Source organism: Veillonella sp. T34266-5 (assembly GCF_002959815.1).
In the GTDB taxonomy this organism is placed as follows: Bacteria; Bacillota; Negativicutes; order Veillonellales; family Veillonellaceae; genus Veillonella; species Veillonella atypica.
This window is the reverse complement of the sequence record NZ_PPCZ01000004.1, coordinates 37,258-63,397: the sequence shown is the minus strand read 5'-3', so window position 1 is coordinate 63,397 and position 26,140 is coordinate 37,258. Positions and strand designations below refer to the sequence as shown.

The window sequence follows — 26,140 nt, the reverse complement described above, 5'->3', positions numbered from 1 at the left end:
GTAGAGGTATTGATAACGATGTTAGATGTAACATTTCTCGCACACAGTGGCTTCCTCGTAGATGATGGCAAGCGCTGCTATGTGTTTGATTATTATAAGGATCCAAACAATATTGTTTGGCAGTTGGCAAAGCGTGGTCGTGAATTGTGGTTTTTTATTAGTCACAGTCATGCAGATCATTTTAATCCGTCTATTACGGAATTTGATGGTCCTCAAACGCGTTATATTTGCCATCAAGATGTACCCTTAGAGGGTAAGGTAAGAAAGTGTATTACCATGAGACCTGGACAAGATGCGAACCTTGACGATGTAGGGATTCATATGTATGGCAGCACCGATGAAGGCGGTTCCTTCTATGTAAAGACAGATACTGCAAATATCGATTCTGATTCCATTTTCCATGCGGGTGACCTTAATTGGTGGCATTGGCTTGGCGATACGCCGGAGAATAATGCAGACGCAAAGCGCATGGCTTGGCGTGAATTTAAGGAATTAGAAGGCCTGTCCGCAGATGTGGCGATGTTCCCTGTAGATAATCGCTTAGAAGATGCCATGGAATGGGGTGCTATTGAATTCTTACGCCGCGTACAGGTGAAAAAGGCATTTATTCCTATGCATCTAAATGGTCCACTATGGACGCCATCTGTGTATTTTAAAGCTCTCTTTGGCGATGTTCCTGTGTGGGAGCCTCAAAAAGAAGGCGATGAATGCATATTTTAAGTGACCCACGCGGTCACTACGTTATATGGGGAGAGTCTATATACGTAATTGAGTAAGTTAGGATCAAGTGATGATGAAAACTAAACCAGTGGCAACCACACTGTTGATTGTCATGGCTATCATATTTTTAATTTCATACCCACATAGGCACGATGCACTTTGGGCGTTTATCATGCACGTTTCGGGGGCCGCTATGATTGGTGGCCTGGCGGATTGGTATGCAGTAACAGCGCTTTTTACAAAGCCCTTAGGTATTCCGTTCAAAACGGCTATCTTGCCACGTAGTAAAGAACGGTTAATACAGATTGGCAGGACCATGCTCAGCGAAGAATTGCTTCGGGTGCCACAAATGTATTATGCCATCAAACGGGAACGCGTTATGGTGCGTATTATCGAATATGGCATGAGTGACGTAGGGCAAAAACAGATACAAGAACTCTTATATGGCGTTGGCAATCAGGTACTATCCCATATGGATATTGAGCCGATGCGTAAGGAGATTAATAAGGCTGTTTATAAAGGTGTATCTAATTGGAAGGCCACACCTCTCGTTATTTTATTCGGTCGTTGCATGTTAGAACGCCATACAGCTAGCGTATTTTGGCTTTATTTTAATCGAACTTGTCAGCGTGTTATCGCGTCAAATCAGGTGTATCCATATTTGTATCGCGTCATGCTAGATATTATGAAAACCTATACTAAGGATTCATTTATGCGTGAATTAGCCATCGCCTTTGGCGGCGATGGGCTTTCACCTGAACGATTAGTTGATACGGTACAGAAAAAAGCAGTTCAATTCTTGCAAGATAACGAAGATATCGACTCGCCGTTGGGCCGCTATATATGGGGCCAGGCCATCAGATTTTTCAACAATTTGGAAACAAATGAGGAATGGCAGGCTTTCATCGAAGAACATAAGGACCAATGGGTTAAAATGGTCCTCGAAGAATGGGAAGGCAAGCTCATCGATGGGGATACGCTCGATTGGGTGCGCCTCATGGATATTGTGCTCGAACGATTTAATGTGCTCGGCAGTGAAGTACTTTTAAATCCTGAGAAACAAGCGCCGTTTGAACGATTCTTCTTGTTGCGCAGCATTCCGTGGCTTCAAAAATTGAATCCCCTTATCGATCGTGTGGTAGGCGAAGAACTATCTCGTTATTCACCGGATGAGATTACGCACATTATACGCGGTAAAATGTATTATGATTTACAAATGGTTCGTATCAATGGCTCGCTCGTAGGGGCTGTCCTCGGCGGGCTATTTTATGGCGTTACCCTCCTCATTAAGGGGGTGATTGGATGATACGATATATTAAATCTCTTACCTTGAAACAGCGGGCCAATGGTATCTTCGGCTTAATGGTCGTGCTCTATGGTTTTGTCTTTGTCGGACAGTTTTTCTATGATGATGAAAGCTGGTACCAGCCGCTTTATTGGGCGGTGCAATCGGCTCTTATCGGCAGTGTGGCAGACTGGTTTGCCGTGACTGCATTATTCCGTAAGCCTTTAGGGTTTCCGTATCATACGGCCTTGATTCCTCGCAATAAGGAACGCCTCATCAATGGTGTAATTAAGCTTGTAGAAACGAAGATGCTAACGCGAGATCGTTGCCAAGTGCTATTAGGAAAGGTGCAATTCGTACCTTTATTTGAAAAATTCCTACTATCTCCAGAGGGGCAACGGGCCGCACGCCTTGTCATTCATCAGGGATTACATTTGTTATGGAAATCTCAAACAACCGAAGAATGGTCACGATGGGGTGCTAAACGCATTCGTACGTTGCTAGAAAAACATTCCCTAGTACCGGTGTTAAAGCATGTCTTACTCGATTTATGTGAACATAATCGCTATGAAGGTATGGTGGTACAGGTTTTGAATGTCATTCAAGAACGTATTAACCATCCGGCTATGGTTACGTGGCTAACGGCTGTTGTTGCAGAGGAAGCACATAAGAAAAAACGAAAGGGCTTCCTTTCAGATTTCTTGATTTCCTTATCCGAGGCTACCGATGTTGTCAATTATCGCGAAATGGCAGAGGCTATTGTGACAGAGGCGTATGCCATGTTGGAAAACTGGAAACGTCCGAATAGCCCTGAGCGGACAGCATGGCTCCGTCAGTGGGTAGATCCGATTCGACACATTGAGGAAAACCATGTGGTCTGTGATGCTCTAGATGAGGCATGGGAGCGTTGGATACGAGAACAAGATTGGGAATCTATCATCGAGAATCATCTATGCCCATACGTTGAAGAGTTACTTGTTGAAGGTGATGAAAATGGTGAAACACCAGCCCAAGTGCTTGTGAATATCGCCCTTGAATTATGGCATGTATATGGTCAATCCGAAGATCTTCGAAATCGCATTGAAACAACTCTCCACGATATTGCACGGTATGTGCTAGAACAAGGGTATGATCTCATTGAAACCATTATACGCCAAGTATTGGGAGGCCTTAGCACAGATAAATTTATCTACTTTATTGAGTCCAAGGTAGAGGATGACCTCAGCTGGATTCGTATCAATGGTGCCATTGTAGGCGCCGTAGCAGGCCTTGTGGTATGGAGCTTCCTTGAGTACGTCTATGTACCATTATTAGCTTTACTCGGTTAAATGCCTTGTATAGGTTACAAGTAAATTACAGTATTTATATATACGAAAACACCCTTCTACATGACGAGTGGTTCTCATAGTTGAGACCTGTCATGTAGAAGGGTGTTTTTTATGTACATCGTGTTACATTATTCTATTAATGCCTCTGATAGAGGAAGGGTAATGGCGAAGGTGGTAAATACTCCTAACTCGCTTTTTGCCGTAATTGTGCCGTGATGCAAATGAACAACCTTATCTACAAAATAAAGGCCTAAGCCAATACCGTGATTAGATTTTTTGTTTCTTGATTGCTCTGTTTGATACATACGGTTAAAAATCTGTGAAAGATTATCTGGCTCAATACCAATTCCGTTGTCTGTGACTTCAATAATTAAGTATAAATTGTTGCGTTTCGCTGTAATATTAATTGTTGATTTTGTAAATTTAATGGCGTTATCAATAAGATTAGTGACAGCACGACGTAAAGATACTTCATGACCTGTAATAACTAAATCGTTATCAATATCTGCGTTGATTATAATGTCTTTTTCAGTACATAATCGAGTGTAATCATGAACCATATTCTTTAACATCGTGCTTACGTCGACTGGTGCCACATTCATTTCGTAGTTGTTTTCTAATCGTGCTACGTCTAATAATTGTGATACAAGGGAAGACATAAATTTAGCTTGCTCTAAGATGTGGGTTAAGCCTTCTTGCATTTCTTCAGGTGTTCGCGCATATTTGATGGCATACTCACTTTCAGCTTGGATAACGGCAATCGGCGTACGCAATTCATGAGATACATCAGAACTGAATTGCTTTTCTCGATTGGATGAATCTTCGAGGCCGGATAACATGCGGTTGAATGTGGTCGTCAACTCATAGACCTCATCCTTCGCGATTTCCGGCAATTCAATACGGCGACTCAAGTCGTTGTTTTTACCGATAACCTTTGCAGTGTGGGTAAGTTTACGCAATGGCTTTAGGCCTTGTTTTATGAATAGATAGCCGCCGATGGATGAAACGAGTAAGGCTACGATAGTAACAAGCAACAGTGCATAAATGGTATTGCTATTTCTATCGGTAATCTTTTGACTCGTAATAGCCCGTAAGAATCCGCGGTAGTTAGGTGCATTAATTGGTACATCGTAATAATAGAATGTTGTACCATTAGCCTCTACTTCACCGATTTGACCCAGTGATAGACTGGACTGATTTGGGAATCCATCTGGTAAATATCCCTTTGTGATGAGACCATCTTGTGTGTAGACTAAATAGAATGTGCCATCTTCATAAGGCTTGAACTTGCGAATATCCGTAGACATCATGAGTGTTTGTTGCTGCAATCGGTCCCGGACCTCTGCGCTGTGCGCCGTTCCAATGTAGTTATAGTAGAAAATGGACATAGAAATCAGAAGGGTAGCCAAGAATAAGGTGTACCACAACATGATTTTAAAGGTTAGTGGAATGCGATTCCACAGGTGCTTAAATGCACCCGACATAGAATTAAGGTCGTGACCTTGTTCCTTAGTTTTCTGTTTTGAGGACATATCCTACTCCACGAACGGTTTGAATTAATTTCACATTTTCATCCGTGTCAATCTTTTTACGTAAATCCTTAATATATACATCAATTAGATTAGAGTAGCTTTCATAATCGTATTCCCAAACATGATCTAAAATTTGTTGACGGGATAAAACGATGTTTTCGTTGCTTGCTAAATAATACAATAAATCAAATTCTTTAGCCGTCAATGTAATCGCTTCGCCGTCGCGTTTGACCGTACGTTGAGGAACGTTGATTGTCAATGGGCCAACCTTGATGTCGTTTTGTGCATGACGTGCGTTACGGCGTGCTAACGCATAGATACGAGCTGTCAATTCTTCAAGATCGAATGGTTTTACAAGGTAATCATCCGCTCCTGTATTGAGACCAGTAACCTTATCTTGTAAGGAATCCTTTGCCGTTAATAATAAAACAGGTGTTGTATTACCTTCGTTACGCATTTGGGCCAATGCGCTAATGCCATCCAATACAGGCATCATGATATCCATAACAATTACGTCATAGCTAGATGTGTTCACATAATCGATAGCTTGTTGACCGTTGAAACATGTATCGACAGTCATATTTTCAGCACGTAAATATTTGGCCGTAATACCATTCAGCATTTCTTCGTCTTCTACAAGTAAAATCTTCATATGTTTGTTCTCCTTATGTATGATTAAATTATATAACTCTCTCTTAATACAATTTAACTACTAATCAGATCTCATTTTGTGAAAGCTGCAACACATTAGTAATTAAATTAATATTAACATATTTAAGTTATATTATATAACTAATTTATCTATTATCATACCTTATACAAATGGAATGAGTGAAAAATGAACGTAATAAATGATAAAAACCTATATATTCATATATAAATACTGTCTACATATCTCTATCTAAGTTTTATCTAGTGTAATTAGATTTCGTAAAATGAAGTATATCGAAGATTGCCATTTATGCATAGATAAGGGTGATTTTACTGATTTTGAAAGATGTAAGGAAAATCACAATAAAAACTTATGATAATAATTATCAAAAGTTAAAAGTATACTAAAATCGAGAGGTTTTAATATATACAAGTCTATTAAATTCCGTGTGATTTTAGTAGGAATTTAAAAATTTTGATACCCATAGATGGGCTTTTTGGAGTGATATGACCGGTAAAACATAGTAATTATTGGACTCACCTAGTTAGCTATATAGTAAAAAATTCGGAACCGAACTGATATAAATGATATACAGAAAAATAAATAGAATTGCATTTGTACATAATCAGATTATTCAAGTTTTATCTGCTAAAACTTGAATTGATATAGAGTATCAATTAGATTCATTGAAATTAATTATGCATAATAAGATTTAGACATACGGGGCAATGCTCACTATAATTATATGTAAAGCTATAAGAAATATCGCACAAGTGTGAGGTTTTTCTTTAAGGAAAAATGATTAGGTTATCAAAAATTTTTATAAGGTTTTTGAATCTAGATAGTCTAAGAAATTTTCTTTTTATAGGTAGTTATGAGGAGGTCATTATGGAACAGTTTGATGTTCTAGTAGTAGGTAGCGGTGGCGCTGGTATGCGTGCGGCTCTTGAAGTTGGTCGTCGCAAAGGCTTAAATGTAGCACTTATTACTAAAATTTTCCCAACCCGTTCAGCAACAGCAATGGCGCAAGGCGGTGTCAATGCATGTTTGAACAACGTAGCAGCTGAAGATACAGTTGAAACACATACTTTCGATACAGTAAAAGGTTCTGACTATCTTGGTGACCAAGATGCGATCGAATTCTTCTGCTCTCGTTGTCCAGAAGGCGTACTTGAAATGGACCACATGGGTGCTCCTTTCTCTCGTACTCAAGAAAACAAAATTGCGCAACGTAACTTCGGTGGTCAATCCTATCCACGTACTTGCTACTCTGCGGATAAAACTGGTCACGTTATTTTGCACACAACTTACGAACAATGCTTGAAAGAAGGCGTACACTTCTTACAAGAATGGTACCTTTTAGATCTTGTTAAATCTGCAGATGGTCATGTTGGTGGCGCTGTAGTTTGGAACATGAAAGAAGGTCGCGTAGAACAAATTAAAGCGAAAGCTATTATCTTGTCCACTGGTGGTGCAGGTCGTATTTTCTGGACTCGTACTACTAACCCATTCCTTTCCACAGGCGATGGTATGGCAGCAGCTTTCCGTGCTGGTAACGGCTTGAAAGATATGGAAATGATTCAATTCCATCCAACTGGTCTTGGTCGTACTGGTATCTTGATGTCTGAAGCGGTTCGTGGTGAAGGTGGTTACCTTCTTAACTCTGAAGGCGAACGTTTCATGAAAAAATATGCGCCAAATAAAATGGAATTGGCATCCCGTGACGTTGTAGCGAAAGCAATCGAAGATGAAATCGCTGCAGGTCGTGGTTTTGGTTCTGGTCTTAACGCATACGTAGTAGCTGACCTTCGTCACTTAGGACCTGAAGTTATCATCGAAAAACTTCATGGTATCCGTGACTTGGCTATGTGCTTCGAACACTGCGATCCATTGACTCAACCAGTACCTATTCGTCCTACATGTCACTATACAATGGGCGGTATCGACGTAGTGGACTACAAAACTTGTGCATGTGAATTGCCTGGTTTGTTCGCTTCTGGCGAAGCTTCTTGTATTTCCATCCATGGTGCTAACCGCTTAGGTGGTAACTCCTTGGCTGACGGCGTAGTATTCGGTAAAGTATCCGGTGCTGGTGCAGCTGACTATGCTGAAACACATGAACAACCAAATGTAGATGCAGAATTAGCTGCAGCTGCTAAACGCTGGGAAGAAAAATTCACTGAAGTAACAACTCGTGAAGGTGGTCGCCCAGTTGTAGAAATCCGCGATGCATTGGCTGATGCAATGTGGAACAAAGTAGGTATCTTCCGTAATGAAGAAGGTATTACTGAAGCATTAAAAGAAATCGATCAATTGATCGAAGATTACAAAACTTGTTATGTAGGTGACCCTGAACGTACTTACAACATGGCATTCGTAAACTACTGTGAAATCGGTTCTATGTTAACAGTAGCAAAAGCTATTGCAATGGGCGCTTTACACCGTCGTGAATCCCGTGGCGCTCATATTCGTGAAGACCATCCAAAACGTAATGATGAAAGATACTTAAAACATTCTTTAATCAAATTAGGCGCAGACGGTCAATACGAATTAACTGAACGCGACGTAGTGTTCACTAAATACGAACCACAAGAAAGGAAGTACTAAGATGAGACAAATCACCTATCATATCCACCGTTACCAACAAGGTCGCGCGTTTGTACAAACTTTCAAATTCGATTACGAACCTGACCGTACAATTCTTTGGGGCCTTCAAAAAATTAAAGATACTCAAGATCCAACATTAACATTCTTGGCAGCTTGCCGTTCCGCAGTTTGTGGCGCTTGCTCCATTCGCGTAAATGGCGAAGCAATGCTTGGTTGTGAATCTAAAATTGATGAATTGACAGAACGTTATGGTACAGATGAATTAACTATCGCTCCTATCGGTAACTTCCGTGTTATCCGCGACTTAGTTGTTGATTGGGAATCTAAAGTTGATCGTTTGAAAACAGTTGCTCCTTGGATTTTCCTTAAAGCAGAATTCAACGAAGGCGACAAAATCGTTCGTCAAACTCCAGCTGATTTCAAAAAATTCGTTGCTGGTACAGAATGTATCCTTTGCGGTTGCTGCGCATCTGAATGTAACAAATTGACTGCACGTCAAGACGATTTCTTGGAACCATATGTATTCACTAAAGCTAACCGTTTCGTATTGGATAGCCGTGATGATGCACCTATGGCTCACATTCAACCTGCTTATGACAATGGTCTTTGGAAATGCGTTCACTGCATGAACTGTATCTCCCGTTGTCCTAAACACTTAAAACCTGCTCAAGATATTTCCAACATGCGTAAAGAAGCTACAAAAGCTGGCCTTACAAACAACAAAGGCGTTCGCCATGCAGTTGCTTTCAAAGAAGACCTTTACAAAACTGGTCGCTTGAAAGAAGTTTCTATGAGCTTGAAATCTGACGGTGTTGTAGATTCCGCTAAACAAGCATTCTATGCATTACGTTTGTGGAAACACAGCAAAATTAATCCTTTCGAACTTGTAGTACCTCAAAAACCAGTTAATGGTATTGATGGTGTTCGCAGACTTATGAAAGCAGCTGAGGAGGTAAGCAAATAATGAAATACGCATTTTTCCCAGGTTGCGTTCTTGAAAGCGCTGCCAAAGAAGATTACATGGCAACTGTTGCAGTAGCTAAAAAACTCGGCATCGAACTAGAAGAACTTGACGGTTGGACTTGCTGCGGCGCATCCCACGTTCAAGATATCGCTCCAGAAATTACATTAGCTACAAACGCACGTAACATTGCATTGGCAGAAGAAAAAGGTTTGAACCTTTTAACTGTATGTAACACTTGTACTTTGATGCTTCGTGAAGCTAAAAACGAATTAGACAATAACGAAAAAGAAAAAGAAGAAGTGAACAAAAAATTAGCTCAAATCGGTAAACAATACCGCGGTACAACTGATATCACTCATTTCTTATGGGTATTGATCCGCGATTACGGTTTGGACAAATTGAAAGAAAAAGTTGTTAAACCTTTAACCGGTTTACGTGTAGCTGAATACTACGGCTGCCATATTCTTCGTCCTCAAACTGAAATGGGCTTCGAAGATTATCAAATGCCTACATCCTTAGCAGATTTGATCTCCGCTATCGGTGCTACACCAATCGACTTCTCCCGTAAACTTGATTGCTGCGGTTTCCATGCTGTATACCCTGCACATGATTCCGTAATGCAAATGACTGGCTCCATCAATAAAGATGCAGCTACAGAAGGCGCAGATTGCGTAGTAACTCCTTGCCCACTTTGCCAAATGCAACTTGATATGTTCCAAAAAGAAGCAAAAGAAGTTGTTGGCGGTGGCAAAGATATGCCAATCTTGCACATGTCCCAATTAGTAGGTCTTGCTCTTGGCATCACTCCTGAAGAAATGGGCATGCCTAAACGTCACTTAACTGATACTGCAGCAGTGACAAAATTTGTAGGTTAATTCGTTTTAATTTAGAGTGCCTCAGTTGGCTTATAAAATCTAAATTAAACCTATTATCATAATTACCGTAAAGACCCCCTGGCCTTGGCTAGGGGGTCTTTATTTGATACATATATGGTGTTTATTATATAATAAATAGGTAAGAGCATTGATGACATAAGGAGGTCTCATGAACGAAGCCTTATTAGAATATATAGACCGTAAATTGAATGACGAAGAATTGGGACGCGTATTCTCAGTCACCTTTCAAGGCAATGAGTATTTTGTAAAACGCGCTGTAGGTAATAACCGGTCATCATGGATCAAACCATCCCCTCGTGCATCCTTTGACCATGAGTTTTATATGATGAACTTTGTGCGTACACAATTGCCATTAGCTCCAGAAATTGTAGGCTTTCGAGAAAACTATTTTGTGACTCCGAATTATGGTAAGAATTTGACCTATTATGGTCATTTACCACAAGAGCATCCAGAAGATGCATCCTTAGAAGATATGGCTATTCATATTTTTTATGCCTTTGGTAAAGCTCTTGGCACGCTCCACGATTATGGTATATCCCATGGCCGCCCTGCTCTGCGTGATATCGTTTATAATCCAGATGCGGATAGCGTGATGCTACTTGATTGGGAAAATGCACGTCGCTGGCCAGAATTCACGCCTGCTGGATGGGATTTACTGATTTTTATTCATAGCTTCATCCGAGAAGGAGATTTACCAAATACCTACCTATATGCAGCTATGAATGGTTATAGCTCTGCACGCTGTGCACGAGATACTGTTCTTCATGTGAAAGAAGTTTTAAAAAAGCGTGACTATCTTTTTAAATTCTGTCGCCTGTTGGAACCGTTCCATTTTGTAGACACAGAAGCGGCTGTAAAATCATTTGATTTTATACAAGGACTTAAAACTGAATAATTGTGTATGACTAGTTGATTCTTGCAAAAACAGAATGCTAAGGATGCCCCGAATGACCCTTCCGTATGGTGAGGGTCATTTTATTATGGTAAAATAGATTGTATACATGGTGATATTTTACCAGCATTAGTTAGCATTAAAAAATCATAAATCCGGTATAGGGGAGTTATGACGAGGTATAACAAGTGGAATATATTATTTCGTTCATGGAAACGTATGGCTATGCAGCCATGTTTATTGCGATGGTTCTAGAGAATGCGAATATACCGATTCCTAGTGAAATTGTGCTTGGATTTGCAGGGTATTTAATTGCTCAAGGTATATTTGATTTGCATACGACAATGGTCGTAGGTACACTGGCTGGTATCGTTGGATCCATTTTGTCATATTGGATGGGGGAATATGGCGGTCGTCCGTTGTTATTGAAATACGGTAAATATGTATTCTTTAATGAGCATAAATTTGAACTCGCTGAAAAGATGTTTAATAAATATGGTGGAGTAGCTATATTCTTTGGCCGTCTTTTACCTGGTGTTCGTACATTTATCTCATTCCCGGCTGGCATGGCACGCTATCCATTGTGGCACTTTATCGTTTGGACTGTACTTGGTACTATTCCTTGGACGATTTTACTCGTATATTTAGGAAAAGTACTGGGGGAAAACTGGAAAGATCTTATTCAGTATAATCATGAATTTTTGCTAGTTGTGATTGTCATCTTTGCTATTGTGGCTGCAGTGCTCGGATTTAAATACTATAAGAATCGCCGTAAATCATAAGGAGGTCACAATGAAATTGTCTCGTTTGACGCCTGTGTTGTTTGTTGTTTGGCTGGTATTCTTTATGGTAGCTAATAATATACTACCTGTAACCGATCCAGTAGAATCGAATTATGCGTTAACTGCTAAGGAAATGGTGTTGTCTGGCAATTGGTTATCGCCACAGATTTATGGGACATATTGGTATGACAAGCCGATTATGATTTATTGGCTGATTGCATTAGCTTTTAAAATCTTTGGTATTGCTGATTGGGTAGTTCGGTTGCCAAGTGCTATATTTGGTGCCTTGTCAGTGGCTACCCTGTTTCAAGCTTTACGGACCTTTAGTCGACGTTGGCTTGTTGGCTTAGTAGGTTCCTCTATCCTTGGTACATCTCTTATGTTCTGGGCTGTTGCTCATGGTGTTATAACCGATATGGTATTGTTATATACGACATTGATGGTTATGATGTATGCGTACAAAGGCTTGAATGAAAATTCTAGTACGGCCATGATTGTAGCGTATGTATTTTCCGGATTAGGAGTTTTGACAAAGGGGCCCGTGGCACTTGTTTTACCTGGCCTTATTTTACTCGTTTATGTTGCGCTTTGCCGTTCAAAACAAATGTTATTTCGTCTCTTTGATTGGAAAGGGATTTTGGCCTTTCTTGTCGTCGCTATGCCGTGGTATGTTTATATGTATAGCGCCCATGGACAAGCCTTTTTGGATGGATTCTTAGGCCTTAACAATGTGACACGTGCAACACAATCTGAACACCCGGAAGATAATGTGTGGTGGTACTATATCGCTATTTTCCTCGGTGCTTCTTTACCATGGACGGGCGCTGTTATTTATGGCATGATAACGGGCTTTAAACAGCGTCATAAGTGGTACGTGTATTGCATGTGTTGGGGCGTGGGTACGGTTCTATTCTATTCCTTGATGGCCACTAAGTATCCTCTATATACATTTATTAGTCTTGTACCTTTCAGTATTCTTGGTACATTAGGGGCTATGAAAGCTCTGCGTCCGGGTCGGCCTCGTTATGTCCCATGGATTGTAGTCGGTCCCACACTATTGTTATGGATCGCTTATGTAGGCGCGTCTTTCTTTGCACCTTGGGGCTATTATGGATTACTCTATGTTTTGGCAGGCGTATCCATATTAGGGCTGTTATGGTTCTGGTGGACTCGCCAACGGTATCGTTTGCTGAGCATTGTCGTGATCGGAACCATGCTTATTTCATCGATTGTAGTACTCGAAGGCTTGGTACCTCTTGTTAAACAACGTAGTTCTATCAATCTTATCCCTGTTGTAGATAAGTATAATGGTGATGTGTATTATTACAATGGATACAGCACATCTCTCGTATATTATACTGGACATGATGTGGTTCGTATTAAGGGTGACAGCAGTCGTTGGGATGACAAGGATAAGTTAAAGCACCGTAGTGCTGAGTGGGATAAAAAATACCTTATGGAGCAAGTGACGGAGGACGAGTTTATCAAGCGTTTGGCTGAAGGTAAGCAAATCATGGTCATCGTTCCAAAAGGCGAAATTAACCATTTTAAACAGTCTAGTATTGCACCATATGTTGGTGAGTACAGCGAGGCTGGTAGCTCTGAGATTTATATTTTGAATAAACGACAAGCTTATATTGAAGAATAATATATTGTTAATCATGTTTGTGAAAGTAGCATCAACCGCTCAATGCGGTTGATGCTTTTTTGTGTATATAATCAAAATATTTAATGTATATATTATGTCCTAATTACTATTTATATTTTTTTAGAAATAAAACCCATTATAGTTATATGCATTGTTGACATATTAAAAACATATTGGTATAGTAGGTTATATAATTTTTAGAACGAGGTGTTTTGAAACCTTATTTCATCTAGGTTTTAGAAAAGTGCGGAAGTGGCATGTGTCAAAATCGCCCCCTTGTTGTGAGGTAGAAAGAGGGGAAGTTATGAAGAAGACATGGTATCTAATCATCGGAGTGGTTCTCTTGGTTATTGGCTGCATAGCCTATGGTTATCATGAACACCATAAACCAAAGACGGCACAAGAATTAAAGACTGTACGCGTAGCCTATTTACCAATTACTCATGCATTGCCAGTATTTGCTACAAAAGAGCTGGAAACGGCAAATGGTCCTGTTCATGTAGAGCTTGTTAAATATGGGTCTTGGCCAGAGCTTATGGATGCGTTAAATACTGGTAAGGTAGATGCCGCAGCTGTTCTTGTTGAACTTGGTGTAAAGGCTCGTGAACAAGGCATTGATGTCCGTGCTGCTGCACTTGGTCATACAGAGGGTAATATTATTATCGTTAATAAGGATATTAACTCCGTTCAAGACTTAAAAGGCAAATCCTTTGCTATCCCTCATAAACAATCAACTCAAAAAGTTCTCGTGGATTGCATGCTTGAAGAAGCGGGTCTTTCTGAAAAAGATGTACAAATCGTAGAAATGAGCCCTCCTGAAATGCCATCTGCTTTAGCGGTAGGCCAAATCGCAGGCTATAGCGTGGCTGAACCATTTGGTTCTCTAGCGTTGGAAATGGGGAAAGGTAAGGTCTTTGAAGACCCTGATCACCTCTGGCATGACAATATTTGCTGTGCTCTTGTGTTTAATGGAAAATTCGTGGATGAACACCACGATTTAGCGAAAGCTTTCACCAAGTCCTATCTCGATGCAGGTAAATACTTAGATGAGCATCCAGAGGCACAAAAAGAGATTTCCTTAAAGTATATGAAGTTTAAGGATCCTGTTATTGAACGTTCCCTCAAAGTGATTGGGTTTGGAGATTTAGCCCTTACAGAGGACCGTTATAATGCGCTCGTGCATCACATGACACATATTGATTTAATCAAAAACGTGCCGACCTATTCAGAGTTTGTAGACCAATCATTGTTACCATAGGAGGGGACCATGAAGAAATATACATATGTGCCGGGCGCATTTATTGCAGTCTGGCTGATTTGGGAGTTAATCGTTCGCCTCGGCGGATTTAACGAAGCTTTATTGCCGACGCCATATAAGGTGTTACTCGGCTTTGGAGAACTTATTGGAGAAGGGGTTCTCTTTAAAGATATTGCAGACAGTTTAGTACGTTTCTTTATCGGCTATATCATTTCTGTTGTAGCCGGCGTTTTTTTAGGTCTTATCTTGGGCTGGTACAAGGGAGTTTGGAATTACATTAATCCTATCGTTCAAGTGATTCGACCAATTTCTCCAGTAGCTTGGTTGCCATTCATCGTTCTATTCTTTGGCATCGGTCAAGCACCGGCTATCGTAATCATCTTTATTGCAGCGTTCTTCCCTGTGTTATTGTCCACAGTATCCGCTATCCAAAATATCGACCCTGTATACATCAAGGTAGCGCGTAACTTTGGTATTAGACAGCCTGAACTGTTATTTAAAATCGTGTTGCCTGCTGTATTCCCAGGTATTGCATCTGGTCTTCACATCGCCCTTGGTACAGCGTGGATCTTCCTTGTAACCGGTGAAATGGTAGGCTCTCAAACAGGTCTTGGCTTCCTCATTATCGATATGAGAAATAACTTGCGTAACGATCTCTTGATGGTAGCCATTTTGACCATCGGTTTCGTTGGGCTTTTACTCGATTGGGGCGTGTCCCTCATCGAAAAATGGATTTACAAACGTTGGGGTATTGAGAAATAGGAGGTGGCCTCATGGGTTACATTTCGGTGCGCAATGCACACAAGGAATTTATGAAAGATGGGGAACCACTCACCATTCTTGAAGATATTAATCTAGATATTGAAAAGGGCGAGTTTATTTGCCTCTTAGGCCCTTCTGGTTCTGGTAAAAGTACGCTATTAAATGCCATGGCGGGCTTTGAGCTCGTTACATCTGGTTCTATCACTATCGACGGTGAAGAGGTGAAAGCGCCTCAACTCAGATATGTAACGGTATTCCAAAATTATGGCTTGTTGCCATGGCGTACGGTGGAAAGCAATATTGAGCTTGGCCTTGAAAGTAAAAAGGTGCCTAAAGAAGAGCGACCTGCTATCATCGATAAATACGTTAAAATGGTAGGCCTCGATCATGCTCGTAATCGCTATCCTGCAGAGTTATCTGGGGGCATGCAACAACGTGTATCTATCGCTCGTGCACTAGCCGTAGATCCAGATATCATTTTCATGGACGAACCATTAGGCGCCCTCGATGCATTGACACGTATCAACTTACAAGACGAAATCTCTCGCATCTGCCGTGAAGAGGGTAAAACCGTTGTATTTGTCACCCACGATATTGAAGAGGCCGTAGTACTAGCAGACCGTGTAGTAGTATTGGCAGCTAATCCGGGTCGAGTACAAACCATCATCCCTGTAAATATCATTGACAGAACAGACCGCACATCGGCAGCCTTTGTTAATATTCGGAACCACATCTTCGAACAATTCCAATTGGCAAAAGAAGACAAAATCGAGTTCTATATTTAGTTGTTATGGTGTATACTATAAGAAGCTAAAAGAGTAAGGAGTTCCATTAGTGTACACCTTAAAAGAACCACCCAAGTATTTCGACGTCCTTGGGTGGTTTTTATATTTCTTATGCAATTCGTGTAATTATCATGTATAGTAGATATATATCGGTAATAACATATAAATTTTAAACTGGAGGCTGTATGTCTTTATTTGAGTTAGAGAAGCGTATGTCTATTGATGAGTATATAGCGTCATTTGATGCAAAACGAGTAGAGAAGGTGCGAGGGTTTGTAGAGTGGCTCGGTCAATATCATGGTAGTCTTGTACACAATCCTTGGGGTGAGGTAAATCCTGATTTAGAGATTGTTACAGATGGTTTTGATGCGGCTCAAGTGCGTCGAGATAATTTAGTAGCTTATTTATTACCGCGCTTAGGTCGAGCTAAGGTATTTGTAGTGGCTGAGGCGGTAGGATATCAAGGCGGACGTTTTAGTGGCATTGCTATTACTTGTGAAAGAATGCTATTAGATAAGCACAAAACCATTCGTGCGAAGAATATAACACCGATTCGGTTGGAACGCACTAGTTCGCCTACTAGCTCTTTATTAAAAGGAACACAGCAGAAGGACGGTTTTAACGAACCTACTGATACGGTGGTGTGGAGTGCTATCGTTGAAAAGGGGATAGATCCATATGATACATTGTTGTGGAATATATTCCCCTTCCATCCTCATAAGGATGGAAATCCATTGACGAACCGCACGCCTACGGATAGAGAACAACAATTAGGTTGGAAATATACAAAACGCTTGTTAGATTTACATATAGAATTAGGTGGCGTAGAACCTCTTGTGCTCGCAGTAGGACAAAAGTCTGCTGATACGATGGGCAAATTTGGTCTATCTGCCATCGGTTTACGTCATCCTGCAAATGGTGGAGCTAATCTATATCGTCAGGGTTTTGCGGAGGCTATAGATACATACTTAAAATAATTTGAGTTGAAAGTTTTGGGAGAGAAATTTATGAAACGTTATTGTGATGCTTGCCATCAATATTGTGATGAGGCGGCTATGTTTTGCCCTACATGTGGGCAGTATACGGTGGCTACAGAGGTGGAGCGCATTGCACCTGAAGGTGATGTAATTTATCCTTTATCCCATTATCAGCTTAGCTATAAGGATACATATCTCTATGTGATGAATAAGTTCATGGATACAGATGGTCGCGCTTCGCGGAGGGAATTTTTACAATTTCTATTGCTGTGGCATGTATGTATGGTTGGTTTGCTCGCTTTTTTCTATGCTATAACCGCTATATTTCAAACGGGACCGTATTTAATCGGTTTAGGTAGGTTCTTAACGGCTATACTATGTTTAGTATCCTTGCTTCCGTTAGGGTCGTTATGTGTGCGCCGACTGCATGATACGGGACGAGGCAGTATGAGCTTATTGCTGTTCCTCATCCCCTTTGTAGGACCCTTGATTTTGCTCGCCTTGTTATGTCAAAAGGGGCAGCCACAGGACAATCAATATGGTGGTGCATTGCAGCATATCGTTATAGATAAACGGCTAGCTTCAATTATGAAAGTATCCCCTACGAGTAGTTCGTTAACAACGAGAGTTTTAATTGTTGTGCTTGTAAGTATAGTATGTATATTTGGATTTTCTTTACGAACTATGGGACCGGAAAATGAGGTGTTCCCTTCAGGGTGGTTTACAAATGCCATTGTTGGTGAAGGCAGTGAAGAGGCCGCTCGTGCATCGGTACAAGGCTATTTTGATGCGGTAAATAATAAGGACTATGATAAGGCTTTCACGTATGTGATGAACCGAGTTAGGTCCAATCCAGTAGAAAAACAAAAATGGCTCATAGCTATGCAGCAAGGTACAAAAGTGGATATGGTTACCTTGGATGTGGCACGGCTGAGTCGTTCAGGTAGTTTAAAACGTATTGTATTTGAAGCAGATTTACAAACCACAAAGGTTGGCGAAGGCATGGTAGAGGCTAAACCGATGAAGCGATATATTTCTCTTATTGAAGAAAATGGTGCGTGGCATATTGAAGGCTTTTACAAACATTTGCCTGATGATGATAACTAAATATGATGTATAAACACGGTTAGATTTTGTGCGATTATCAGCTCAAATTCGTACAGGATTAATGGAATAGCGTCAACATAAGGGGCCTCTTTTGTTAACGCTATTTTTATGTTACAATAATAGTAACGTATGAAAGCGAGGCTTTCATCAGAACGATCGGATTATAATGAACATTAAACGGTAACGAAGAGAACGTAACGTCGCGGCTGACGCGTTTAATGGTACACTATACTCATTTGCACGAGGCGAATGGACAAAAGGACTTGAACGGTAACAATTAAGTTGCGCTATTTTTGCGCCCATTTGAAAGACGCTGCTGGATAGCGCCTTTTTCGTTTGTCCGTTCCTCTGTAAAGATCAAATTTTAATGATAGGTGAAAATATATGTTAAACAAATTAATGAATAAAATTTTAGGAGGAACTGTGAATACAACAGATAATCAACATACTGCACAAGTGACTGCAGTAGAGACGGCTCCGTCTGCTCAAGGTGAGCAAAAAACAACGCGCCGTCGTACCAACACACGTCGATCTGTGGGAGAACACCGCAATACAGAAGGTCGTCGCACTGGTGAACGCCGTCATACAGGCGAAGCTAGTCAAAATGGCGAAGGCCGTCAACGACGTACGACACATACAAGAACGAATACACGTCGTCAACGTCCAACAGCAGAGCAAGGCGAACAACAAGGTACAGAACGTAAACCTCGCCAACCTCGTCAAAACCGTACAACTCGAAGCGGTGAAAATACACATCGTACTGAACGAAATGGCGAGAATACTCGTAATACAAGAAATACACGTAATACGCGTACACGTAATACGCATGATAATAATCGTAATGAAAATACTAACAACCGTCGTACGCGCACTAACAACCGTCCGATGACTCGCAACCAAGAGGTTCAATCCGATTTAATTGGTCGTCAACCAGCGGGTTCTAACAAGGGTAAATTCCAAATTATCCCTCTTGGTGGTCTTGGTGAAATCGGTAAAAATATGACCATCTTCCAATACGAGGATGAAATCATCGTTCTTGACGCAGGTCTTGCGTTCCCTAGTGAAGATATGCTTGGCGTAGATATCGTTATTCCTGATATGAGCTATATCATTGAGAATAAGGACCGCGTGAAAGCAGTCGTTATTACCCATGGTCACGAGGACCATATCGGTTCCTTAGCGTACCTTATGAAGGAAATTAACTGCCCTGTATATGCTACAAATCTTGTTTGTGGCTTGATTGAAGGTAAGTTTAAAGAGCATAAAGTATCCCCAAAATGCCTTCGCACGATTGCAGCAGGCGATGAAGTGCAAATCGGTCAAGTGAAGGTTGGTTTTATCCAAACTAATCATTCCATTCCTGACTCCGTTGCGGTGTACTTCGATACACCTATCGGTACTGTACTCCATACAGGGGACTTTAAAATCGACCAAACACCAGTTGATGGCAAATTGATGGATATTCATAAATTCGCAGAACTTGGCAACAAGGGCGTACTAGCATTGATGTCCGATTCTACAAATGTAGAAAAACCTGGTTTTACTGGTTCTGAAAGCTCCGTTGGACCTGCTATTAAACAAGCTGTAGGTGCTGCAAAAGGCCGCGTTGTATTGGCTACATTCGCATCTAACGTATCTCGTATCCAACAAGCAATCGATGCGGCGGTTATGTTCAACCGTAAGGTTGTCGTTATGGGTCGCAGCATGGTAAATGTTACAGAAATCGCACAAGAACGCGGTTATTTGAATATTCCACCAAATACGATTATCGACGTAGATGTAATGCACAACTATACAGATGACCAAATCATGATTTTAACAACTGGCTCTCAAGGTGAACCGATGGCGGGCTTATCCCGTATGGCTACAAGCAACCACCGCACTGTAGAATTGGCACCAAATGATACTGTTATTATCTCTGCTACACCAATTCCAGGCAATGAAGGTGCTGTTGGTAGAACTATCGATAACTTACTTCGTCTAGGTTGCCATGTTGTATATGGCAAAGATCGTGGCATCCACGTATCTGGTCATGCGAGTCAAGAAGAGCTTAAAACAATGCTCAACCTTGTGCGTCCAGAATACTTCATCCCGGTTCATGGTGAGTACCGTATGTTACGTCGTCATGGTGAACTTGGTGTGGCTATGGGCGTAGACCCTAAGAAGGTCCTCATCGGCGATAATGGTCAAATCTTTGAATTTGATAAAGACGGTGGCCGTAAAGGTGGCCGTGTACAAGCGGGTGCTATCTTCGTTGATGGCCTTGGTGTTGGCGATGTTGGTAATATCGTTATTCGCGATCGTCAACAATTGGCACAAGAAGGTATGGTTATCGTTGTTATGGCCATGGATACTGCTTCCGGTACCATCATTGCAGGCCCAGATCTCGTATCTCGTGGCTTCGTATATGTACGTGATGCAGAAGAACTTATGCTTGAAGCAGAACGTCGCGTTCATCAAGTATTAGATGATTGTGAAGCACAACGTATCAAGGACTGGACTACAATTAAACAAAACGTTCGCGATGCATTGGGTAAATTCTTCTATGACAAAACACGTCGTAGACCTATGATTTTACCAATCATTCAAGATGTACACTAAATAACATATCCCTCTCAAGTACACAGCCACGATGACATGGCAGTGGTCTTGAGGGGGATATCTTTATTCTTTTGAGACACTATAAGTAGCGTGGTTGCTGTTATTGTCTACTATATAGGGTATTTGAAGTTACTTCTTTAAACTGCTATAATTAAAGGATAACTGGTATCCTTTTAGTGTTGAATGGAGTATTATGAAACAAACAAATACAAGAGCTATGGTGGAAACGGCATTTTTAGCGGCCATCGTAGTTGTATTAACCGTTATAGGCGCTAGTCTTCCTGTCTTATCATTATTAGCTACTATCGTAGCTCCTGCGGCGATTGCTACAGTAGGTATCAGGTGGGGTGTTCGTTATAGCTGCTCTGCGGCTGTAGTAGCCTTTGTCATTGTTTCCATTTTATTGGGGCCATTGACCGCTGTAGGAACTATCTTGATGTATGCAGTACCAAGTATTTTTATTGGTCTAGGTTTTCGTAAACGTTGGTCACCTTTAAAATTGATCTTGGTGCCTACGCTAGCATTAGCGGTGACTACTATTATTACACTGTTAGCATCCATGTCGATTATGTCTGTTGATTTACAGACATCTATTCAAAATATTGGTGATGATGTACAAAATGCATTTATAGATACAGTGAAACAACAATCGTTACCACCAGAACAGACAGAGCTTTATATACAACAAATACAAGCGAGCTTAACACAGATTAAAAGGATGCTCATAACCTATGCGTTTTGTGCTTTTGCTGTTACGTCCTATATTTTGGCACGGTTTACAGCATATATTGCAAAACGTACTAATAATCCTGTACAACCATTACCCGCTATTTCATCCTGGCAAATACCTGTTTGGACGGCTGGTGTATTGGCTGTAGGTCTCATTATTATTTATGGCTCATCCTTTATTGGCATCAATAATGAGCTACTTACAACTGTTGGCATGAACATTGCTTTATTTGGCGCCTTTGCTTGTGGCCTTAATGGCATCGCTTCTTTGCTTGGCGTTTTAGAAGGTTATGGTGTATCAAGAGTATTAAAAATTGTTATTATAGCTCTTTTGTATGTCATGATGCCAATATCTCTAGTAACGTTTGGTGTTATGGATATGTTTTTAGATTTACGATCTCGTTTTAATCAACGAGGTTATTAATAGAAAGGAGGTTACTATGAAATCCTTTCAACGAAGATGGGAAGTAATGGAATGGACAATTATTGGTGTCATCGTTCTATTAATCTTAATCATTGCTTATTTAAATTGGCTATTAGCCATATTGTCGGCCATCGTGGTGGTTGCTGTATACTTGATTAATTACAATACCATCCATAATCGTCGTCGTTTAGCACGCGAACAATTCGGTGCTATGATGAAAAATGTGACGCAGGCGGCTAACTTTGCCTTACAAAACTTACCGACAGCCATCGTACTTGTCAATAAGCAAGGTACATTGGTGTGGAATAATAGTGTATTTGCCGATTGGGTTCCAGTAGATTGGAACAAGTTGCAAAAAATGTCCGCGTTAATCCCTGGGTTTAGAATTGATAAGATTTGGGGTAAATCTGGATTTTTGAAAGAACAATACGGAGATCGCTATTTCCAAGTGGTATATAAGTTCATTGACCCTCGCGATACGAGACCTGATGCGGATCCTAATGATGAATTGACTGAACATGCTGTTATGGCCTTATATTTTAAGGATATTACAGAAATTGAGAAGGAACGTATTAAGGCGCAAGAAGAACAGCCTGTATGGGGCATGATTCAAATCGATAATATCGAAGAATTGACGAAGGGCCTTAGCGATAGAGAGTATACAAATCTATGGGCTGAAATCAATAATATCGTCGTTGATGAAATCGATAAACACGAAGGGTTCATTCGAAATTTCCAAGATGATATGTACACATTTGCCATTTCTCGTGGCGCTTTGCAAGACATGGAAAACAATGGCTTTAGTGTGCTTGAGCGCATCCGTAAATTGCCTTCTCCTCGCCAAGTGCCTGCTACAATCAGTATTGGCATTGGCGAAAATGCAGGCTCTGTTAAGGATGTATCCGAACGTGCTCGTGCAGCCCTCGATATTGCCTTAGGGCGCGGTGGTGATCAGGTTTGTATTATGGATGGTGAAAGCACCCGCTTCTTCGGAGGTAATACGGCTGGTATTGAAAAGAATACGCGCGTTCGTGCTCGTGTAGTCAGTCAAGCCCTTCATGAATTGATGAATGATTCTGACAAAATTCTTGTTATGGGCCATCAACGTGAGGACTATGATGCATTAGGCGGCGCTATTGGCGTCGTATCGATTGCACGTGCTCTTGGCAAAGAGGTGCGATTAGTACTTTCAAAAGAAACAAATGCCATCGACAAAATGGTACATGTTCTCGGGGAAGACGAATTTTGGAAAACTCATATCTTAACGCCTGCAGAAGCAAAATTGTGGGCCGATGCGAATACATTGGCCATCGTTTGTGACACGCATAGAACGCCGATGGTAGCAGCGCCAGAGGCTCTTGAAGTATCTGAGCGACGCATTGTCATCGACCATCATCGTCGAGCAGCTGATTTTATTGAAAATCCATTGCTTACGTATTTGGAACCGGCTGCATCATCTACGAGTGAGCTTGTAACAGAACTTGTACAATATGCAGGTGTTCCTGTAAAACTTTCAAAAGCGGAAGCCACAGGCATTTATGCAGGCATCGTTTTAGATACGAAGAACTTCGTTCAACAAACGGGGGCACGTACCTTTGAAGCGGCAGCGTTCTTGCGCCGTGCAGGGGCGGATATTGAAAAGGTTAAACAATTATTTATTGAAACCTTCGATTCTATCCAATTGCGTGCTAAAATGGTATTTGAAGCCAGTCGTACCGAAGGGATTGCTATTTCTGTAGCACCTGAAGGTTTGAAGGATATGATGGCATTGGCTGCACAGAGTGCGGATATGCTCATCAGTAATGAAGATATTGAAGCGGCCTTTGTGCTTTACCCATTGAATGACGGCGGTATCGGCGTTAGTGCTCGATCTAAAGGCAAGGTAAATGTACAGGTTGTAATGGAATCCTTGGGTGGTGGCGGTCACAGAACCGTGGCTGGTGCCCAATTACAAGGTATGACGATAGAGGAAGCGAAGGCAGCTATTCTAGATAAAGCACTAGAAGCCCTTCATTCCGCTGAAAAAGAGGAGGAATAACAATGAAAGTAGTATTGTTAGAAGACGTAAAAAAAGTTGGTAAAAAAGGCGAAATCGTTGATGTAAGTGACGCATATGGTCGTAATGTATTGATTAAAAAAGGCCTTGGTCTTGAAGGTACAGCTACGAATGTAAACAATGCTCGTCAAAAACAAGAATCCATTGCACATAACAAAGCAGTAGCAAATGATGAAGCTAAAATCTTGGCTGCTCAACTCACAAAGGTTGAAGTTACTGTTAAGGTTCGCATGGGTGAAGAAGGCCGCGTATTCGGTTCTGTGACTGCTAAAGATATTTCTGATGCAGCAAAAGCTCAATACAAGGTAGACATCGATAAAAAGAAAATTGAAATTAAAGAACCCTTAAAGACATTAGGTGTTCATGATGTAGTGGTTCGTGTACATCCAGAAATTACGAGCACTATCAAGGTTAACGTAGTCGCTGAATAATCTTCGAATCACCATGCTCACAGAGTGTGGTGATTCTTTTTGTGCATAGAAGAGGCGTGACGCACGCTTTCATAGGGAAGATACTCATATTCTAGTTAAGGGGAGAAGGACATGGACGTACGCATACCACCGCATAATGAGGATGCGGAAAAGGCCGTATTAGGGGCATTGCTGACAGATGGATCATCATCTGGCGAAGCCGTTGATTTGGTAACAAGTATCGTAGATCGTGATGATTTTTACCGTGATACGCATCGTATCATTTATGATGCTATTTTAAATCTTGTAAGAGGCAACAAGACGGTAGATTTCATTACGTTAAGTGAAGAACTAGAACGACGTAAAAAACTGGATACAGTAGGTGGCATTGCTTATATTACATCTCTTGCAAATGAAGCGACGGGCTATAATGTTGAAGAGCATGCGCGCATTATTGTGGAAAAAGCACAAATGCGACGTCTCATTGATGCGGGAAATAAAATCGTCGGTATGACCTATGCTGGTGAGGATGAACCATCCGTCATTATGAATAAGGCAGAACAACTCGTTCTTGATGTAGGTGGTCAAACACAATCAGAATCGACGTTTTCACCCATTGGTGATGTAGTTCTTATGAATATTGATAGACTTAGTAAGCTGCAACAACATAAGGGTTCTATTACAGGTGTACCAACTGGGTTTAAAGATCTAGACTTCATGTTGAATGGTTTGCAACGGTCAGACCTTATTCTCGTGGCGGCTCGTCCTGCCATGGGTAAGACCGCTTTCACCTTGAATATCGCTCAGAATGTAGCGATGGGGATTAAGCGGACCGTAGCATTCTTCTCTCTAGAAATGTCTAAGGAACAGTTGGTAGGACGTATTTTGTCCTCTGTGGCCGGCATTGAATCAGATAAGTTGCGCAAGGCTGACATGGACCCTAATGATTGGGGTAAGGTAATGGCCGCAGCGGATGAGATGAGCCAAGCGAACCTGTTCATCGATGATACGCCAGGCCTTACGGTGCAGGATATGCGCGCTAAGTTGCGCCGCCTCAAGGTAGAACATGGCCTTGATCTTGTCATTGTCGATTATATTCAGCTTATGCAAGGTCGTGGCTCCGGTAAGGGCAGCGAAAATCGACAACAAGAGGTATCCGAAATCTCTCGTAATCTAAAATTGATTGCCCGTGAATTTAATGTGCCTGTTATCGCCTTGTCTCAGTTGTCTCGTAGTGTTGAAAGCCGCCCAGATAAGCGGCCAGTATTATCTGACCTTCGTGAATCTGGTTCCCTTGAACAAGATGCGGATATCGTTATCTTCTTGTATCGCGATAAATATTACGATGAAAATTCTGAAATGGGTGATAAGGCAGAGGTCCTTATTCGTAAACATCGTAATGGTGCGGTCGGTAGTGTAAAACTTCTATTTATTGGCGAGTTAACACGATTCTTAGACACGGTAGACGAAGATCGGGTTGGCCCTGAACAATAAACGTAATCTGTCGTCGGGATACATACTTAGAATCAAAAAAATTCAAAGCACAAAGGTATCTATTATTAGAAATATGTCTAATGATAGATACCTTTTTTTAGTTAAAATTATTTGCATAATAGCAAACATACGTTTGAAAATACTGCGTATTTTTGTTATACTAATGATAGAAATTATGAGGATACTAATTTTGTGAAAGTCAATCCATTAGCGTTTTAAGGAGGTGTTGGT

General features: G+C 41.1%; 21 protein-coding genes. 19 read left to right on the top strand and 2 right to left on the bottom strand.

Annotated features, from left to right (window positions below; genetic code table 11):
* The first annotated feature begins 18 nt into the window (after positions 1-18).
* The 3 genes from VIHSUH07_RS02035 to VIHSUH07_RS02025 all read left to right on the top strand — a co-directional run bounded on the left by VIHSUH07_RS02035 (position 19) and on the right by VIHSUH07_RS02025 (position 3,333).
* Positions 19-720, top strand: a complete 702-nt coding sequence (locus VIHSUH07_RS02035) for an MBL fold metallo-hydrolase (protein WP_105083702.1) — start codon at positions 19-21, stop codon at positions 718-720.
* A 70-nt stretch (positions 721-790) separates the two neighbouring features.
* Positions 791-2,026, top strand: a complete 1,236-nt coding sequence (locus VIHSUH07_RS02030) for a DUF445 domain-containing protein (protein ID WP_105083701.1) — start codon at positions 791-793, stop codon at positions 2,024-2,026.
* Positions 2,023-3,333, top strand: a complete 1,311-nt coding sequence (locus VIHSUH07_RS02025; RefSeq protein ID WP_105083700.1) for a DUF445 domain-containing protein — start codon at positions 2,023-2,025, stop codon at positions 3,331-3,333. The genes VIHSUH07_RS02030 and VIHSUH07_RS02025 overlap by 4 nt, the downstream gene beginning before the upstream one ends.
* A gap of 128 nt (positions 3,334-3,461) precedes the next feature.
* On the opposite strand, the gene VIHSUH07_RS02020 is transcribed toward VIHSUH07_RS02025, so the two are convergent.
* The gene (locus VIHSUH07_RS02020) at positions 3,462-4,865 is read right to left on the bottom strand and encodes a sensor histidine kinase (RefSeq protein WP_105083699.1); all 1,404 of its coding nucleotides are present in this window, start codon (positions 4,863-4,865) and stop codon (positions 3,462-3,464) included.
* A complete protein-coding gene (locus VIHSUH07_RS02015) occupies positions 4,843-5,517 on the bottom strand; it encodes a response regulator transcription factor (RefSeq protein WP_005378137.1) in 675 nt (224 codons plus the stop codon). Before VIHSUH07_RS02015 ends, VIHSUH07_RS02020 begins: the two co-directional genes overlap by 23 nt.
* Positions 5,518-6,405: 888 nt before the next feature.
* Here VIHSUH07_RS02015 and VIHSUH07_RS02010 point away from each other — a divergent pair.
* The 16 genes from VIHSUH07_RS02010 to dnaB all read left to right on the top strand — a co-directional run bounded on the left by VIHSUH07_RS02010 (position 6,406) and on the right by dnaB (position 25,909).
* Positions 6,406-8,124 (top strand): FAD-binding protein, encoded by a 1,719-nt coding sequence (locus tag VIHSUH07_RS02010; RefSeq protein WP_016476353.1) that lies wholly within the window; start codon positions 6,406-6,408, stop codon positions 8,122-8,124.
* Position 8,125: 1 nt separating this feature from the next.
* On the top strand, positions 8,126-9,088 hold the full coding sequence (locus VIHSUH07_RS02005) for a succinate dehydrogenase/fumarate reductase iron-sulfur subunit (RefSeq protein WP_005381216.1): 963 nt from the start codon (positions 8,126-8,128) through the stop codon (positions 9,086-9,088).
* Entirely contained in the window at positions 9,088-9,963 is an 876-nt protein-coding gene (locus VIHSUH07_RS02000) for a CoB--CoM heterodisulfide reductase iron-sulfur subunit B family protein (protein ID WP_005378080.1), read from the top strand. The genes VIHSUH07_RS02005 and VIHSUH07_RS02000 overlap by 1 nt, the downstream gene beginning before the upstream one ends.
* 169 nt (positions 9,964-10,132) lie before the next feature.
* Positions 10,133-10,879 carry a hypothetical protein gene (locus tag VIHSUH07_RS01995; protein WP_105083698.1) on the top strand — a complete coding sequence of 249 codons (747 nt, stop codon included), beginning with the start codon at positions 10,133-10,135 and terminating at the stop codon, positions 10,877-10,879.
* 185 nt (positions 10,880-11,064) lie between these two features.
* On the top strand, positions 11,065-11,658 hold the full coding sequence (locus tag VIHSUH07_RS01990) for a DedA family protein (RefSeq protein ID WP_105083697.1): 594 nt from the start codon (positions 11,065-11,067) through the stop codon (positions 11,656-11,658).
* Positions 11,659-11,668: 10 nt separating this feature from the next.
* Positions 11,669-13,306, top strand: coding sequence for an ArnT family glycosyltransferase (locus tag VIHSUH07_RS01985; RefSeq protein ID WP_105083696.1), 1,638 nt, complete (start codon positions 11,669-11,671; stop codon positions 13,304-13,306).
* Positions 13,307-13,610: 304 nt separating this feature from the next.
* Positions 13,611-14,564 (top strand): ABC transporter substrate-binding protein, encoded by a 954-nt coding sequence (locus VIHSUH07_RS01980; RefSeq protein WP_105083695.1) that lies wholly within the window; start codon positions 13,611-13,613, stop codon positions 14,562-14,564.
* 9 nt (positions 14,565-14,573) lie between these two features.
* The gene (locus VIHSUH07_RS01975) at positions 14,574-15,326 is read left to right on the top strand and encodes an ABC transporter permease (protein WP_105083694.1); all 753 of its coding nucleotides are present in this window, start codon (positions 14,574-14,576) and stop codon (positions 15,324-15,326) included.
* A gap of 11 nt (positions 15,327-15,337) precedes the next feature.
* Entirely contained in the window at positions 15,338-16,111 is a 774-nt protein-coding gene (locus tag VIHSUH07_RS01970; protein ID WP_105083693.1) for an ABC transporter ATP-binding protein, read from the top strand.
* A gap of 185 nt (positions 16,112-16,296) precedes the next feature.
* Positions 16,297-17,088 carry a uracil-DNA glycosylase gene (locus VIHSUH07_RS01965; RefSeq protein WP_105083692.1) on the top strand — a complete coding sequence of 264 codons (792 nt, stop codon included), beginning with the start codon at positions 16,297-16,299 and terminating at the stop codon, positions 17,086-17,088.
* A 30-nt stretch (positions 17,089-17,118) separates the two neighbouring features.
* Positions 17,119-18,195 carry a DUF805 domain-containing protein gene (locus VIHSUH07_RS01960; RefSeq protein ID WP_105083691.1) on the top strand — a complete coding sequence of 359 codons (1,077 nt, stop codon included), beginning with the start codon at positions 17,119-17,121 and terminating at the stop codon, positions 18,193-18,195.
* 423 nt (positions 18,196-18,618) lie between these two features.
* On the top strand, positions 18,619-20,796 hold the full coding sequence (locus tag VIHSUH07_RS01955; protein WP_233187792.1) for a ribonuclease J: 2,178 nt from the start codon (positions 18,619-18,621) through the stop codon (positions 20,794-20,796).
* Positions 20,797-20,989: 193 nt separating this feature from the next.
* Positions 20,990-21,949 (top strand): DUF2232 domain-containing protein, encoded by a 960-nt coding sequence (locus tag VIHSUH07_RS01950; RefSeq protein WP_105083689.1) that lies wholly within the window; start codon positions 20,990-20,992, stop codon positions 21,947-21,949.
* A 16-nt stretch (positions 21,950-21,965) separates the two neighbouring features.
* Positions 21,966-23,987 carry a DHH family phosphoesterase gene (locus tag VIHSUH07_RS01945; RefSeq protein ID WP_105083688.1) on the top strand — a complete coding sequence of 674 codons (2,022 nt, stop codon included), beginning with the start codon at positions 21,966-21,968 and terminating at the stop codon, positions 23,985-23,987.
* A 2-nt stretch (positions 23,988-23,989) separates the two neighbouring features.
* Entirely contained in the window at positions 23,990-24,436 is a 447-nt protein-coding gene (gene rplI / locus VIHSUH07_RS01940) for a 50S ribosomal protein L9 (protein WP_105083687.1), read from the top strand.
* Between the two features lie 111 nt (positions 24,437-24,547).
* On the top strand, positions 24,548-25,909 hold the full coding sequence (gene dnaB / locus VIHSUH07_RS01935) for a replicative DNA helicase (protein WP_105083686.1): 1,362 nt from the start codon (positions 24,548-24,550) through the stop codon (positions 25,907-25,909).
* The last annotated feature ends 231 nt before the right edge of the window (positions 25,910-26,140 follow it).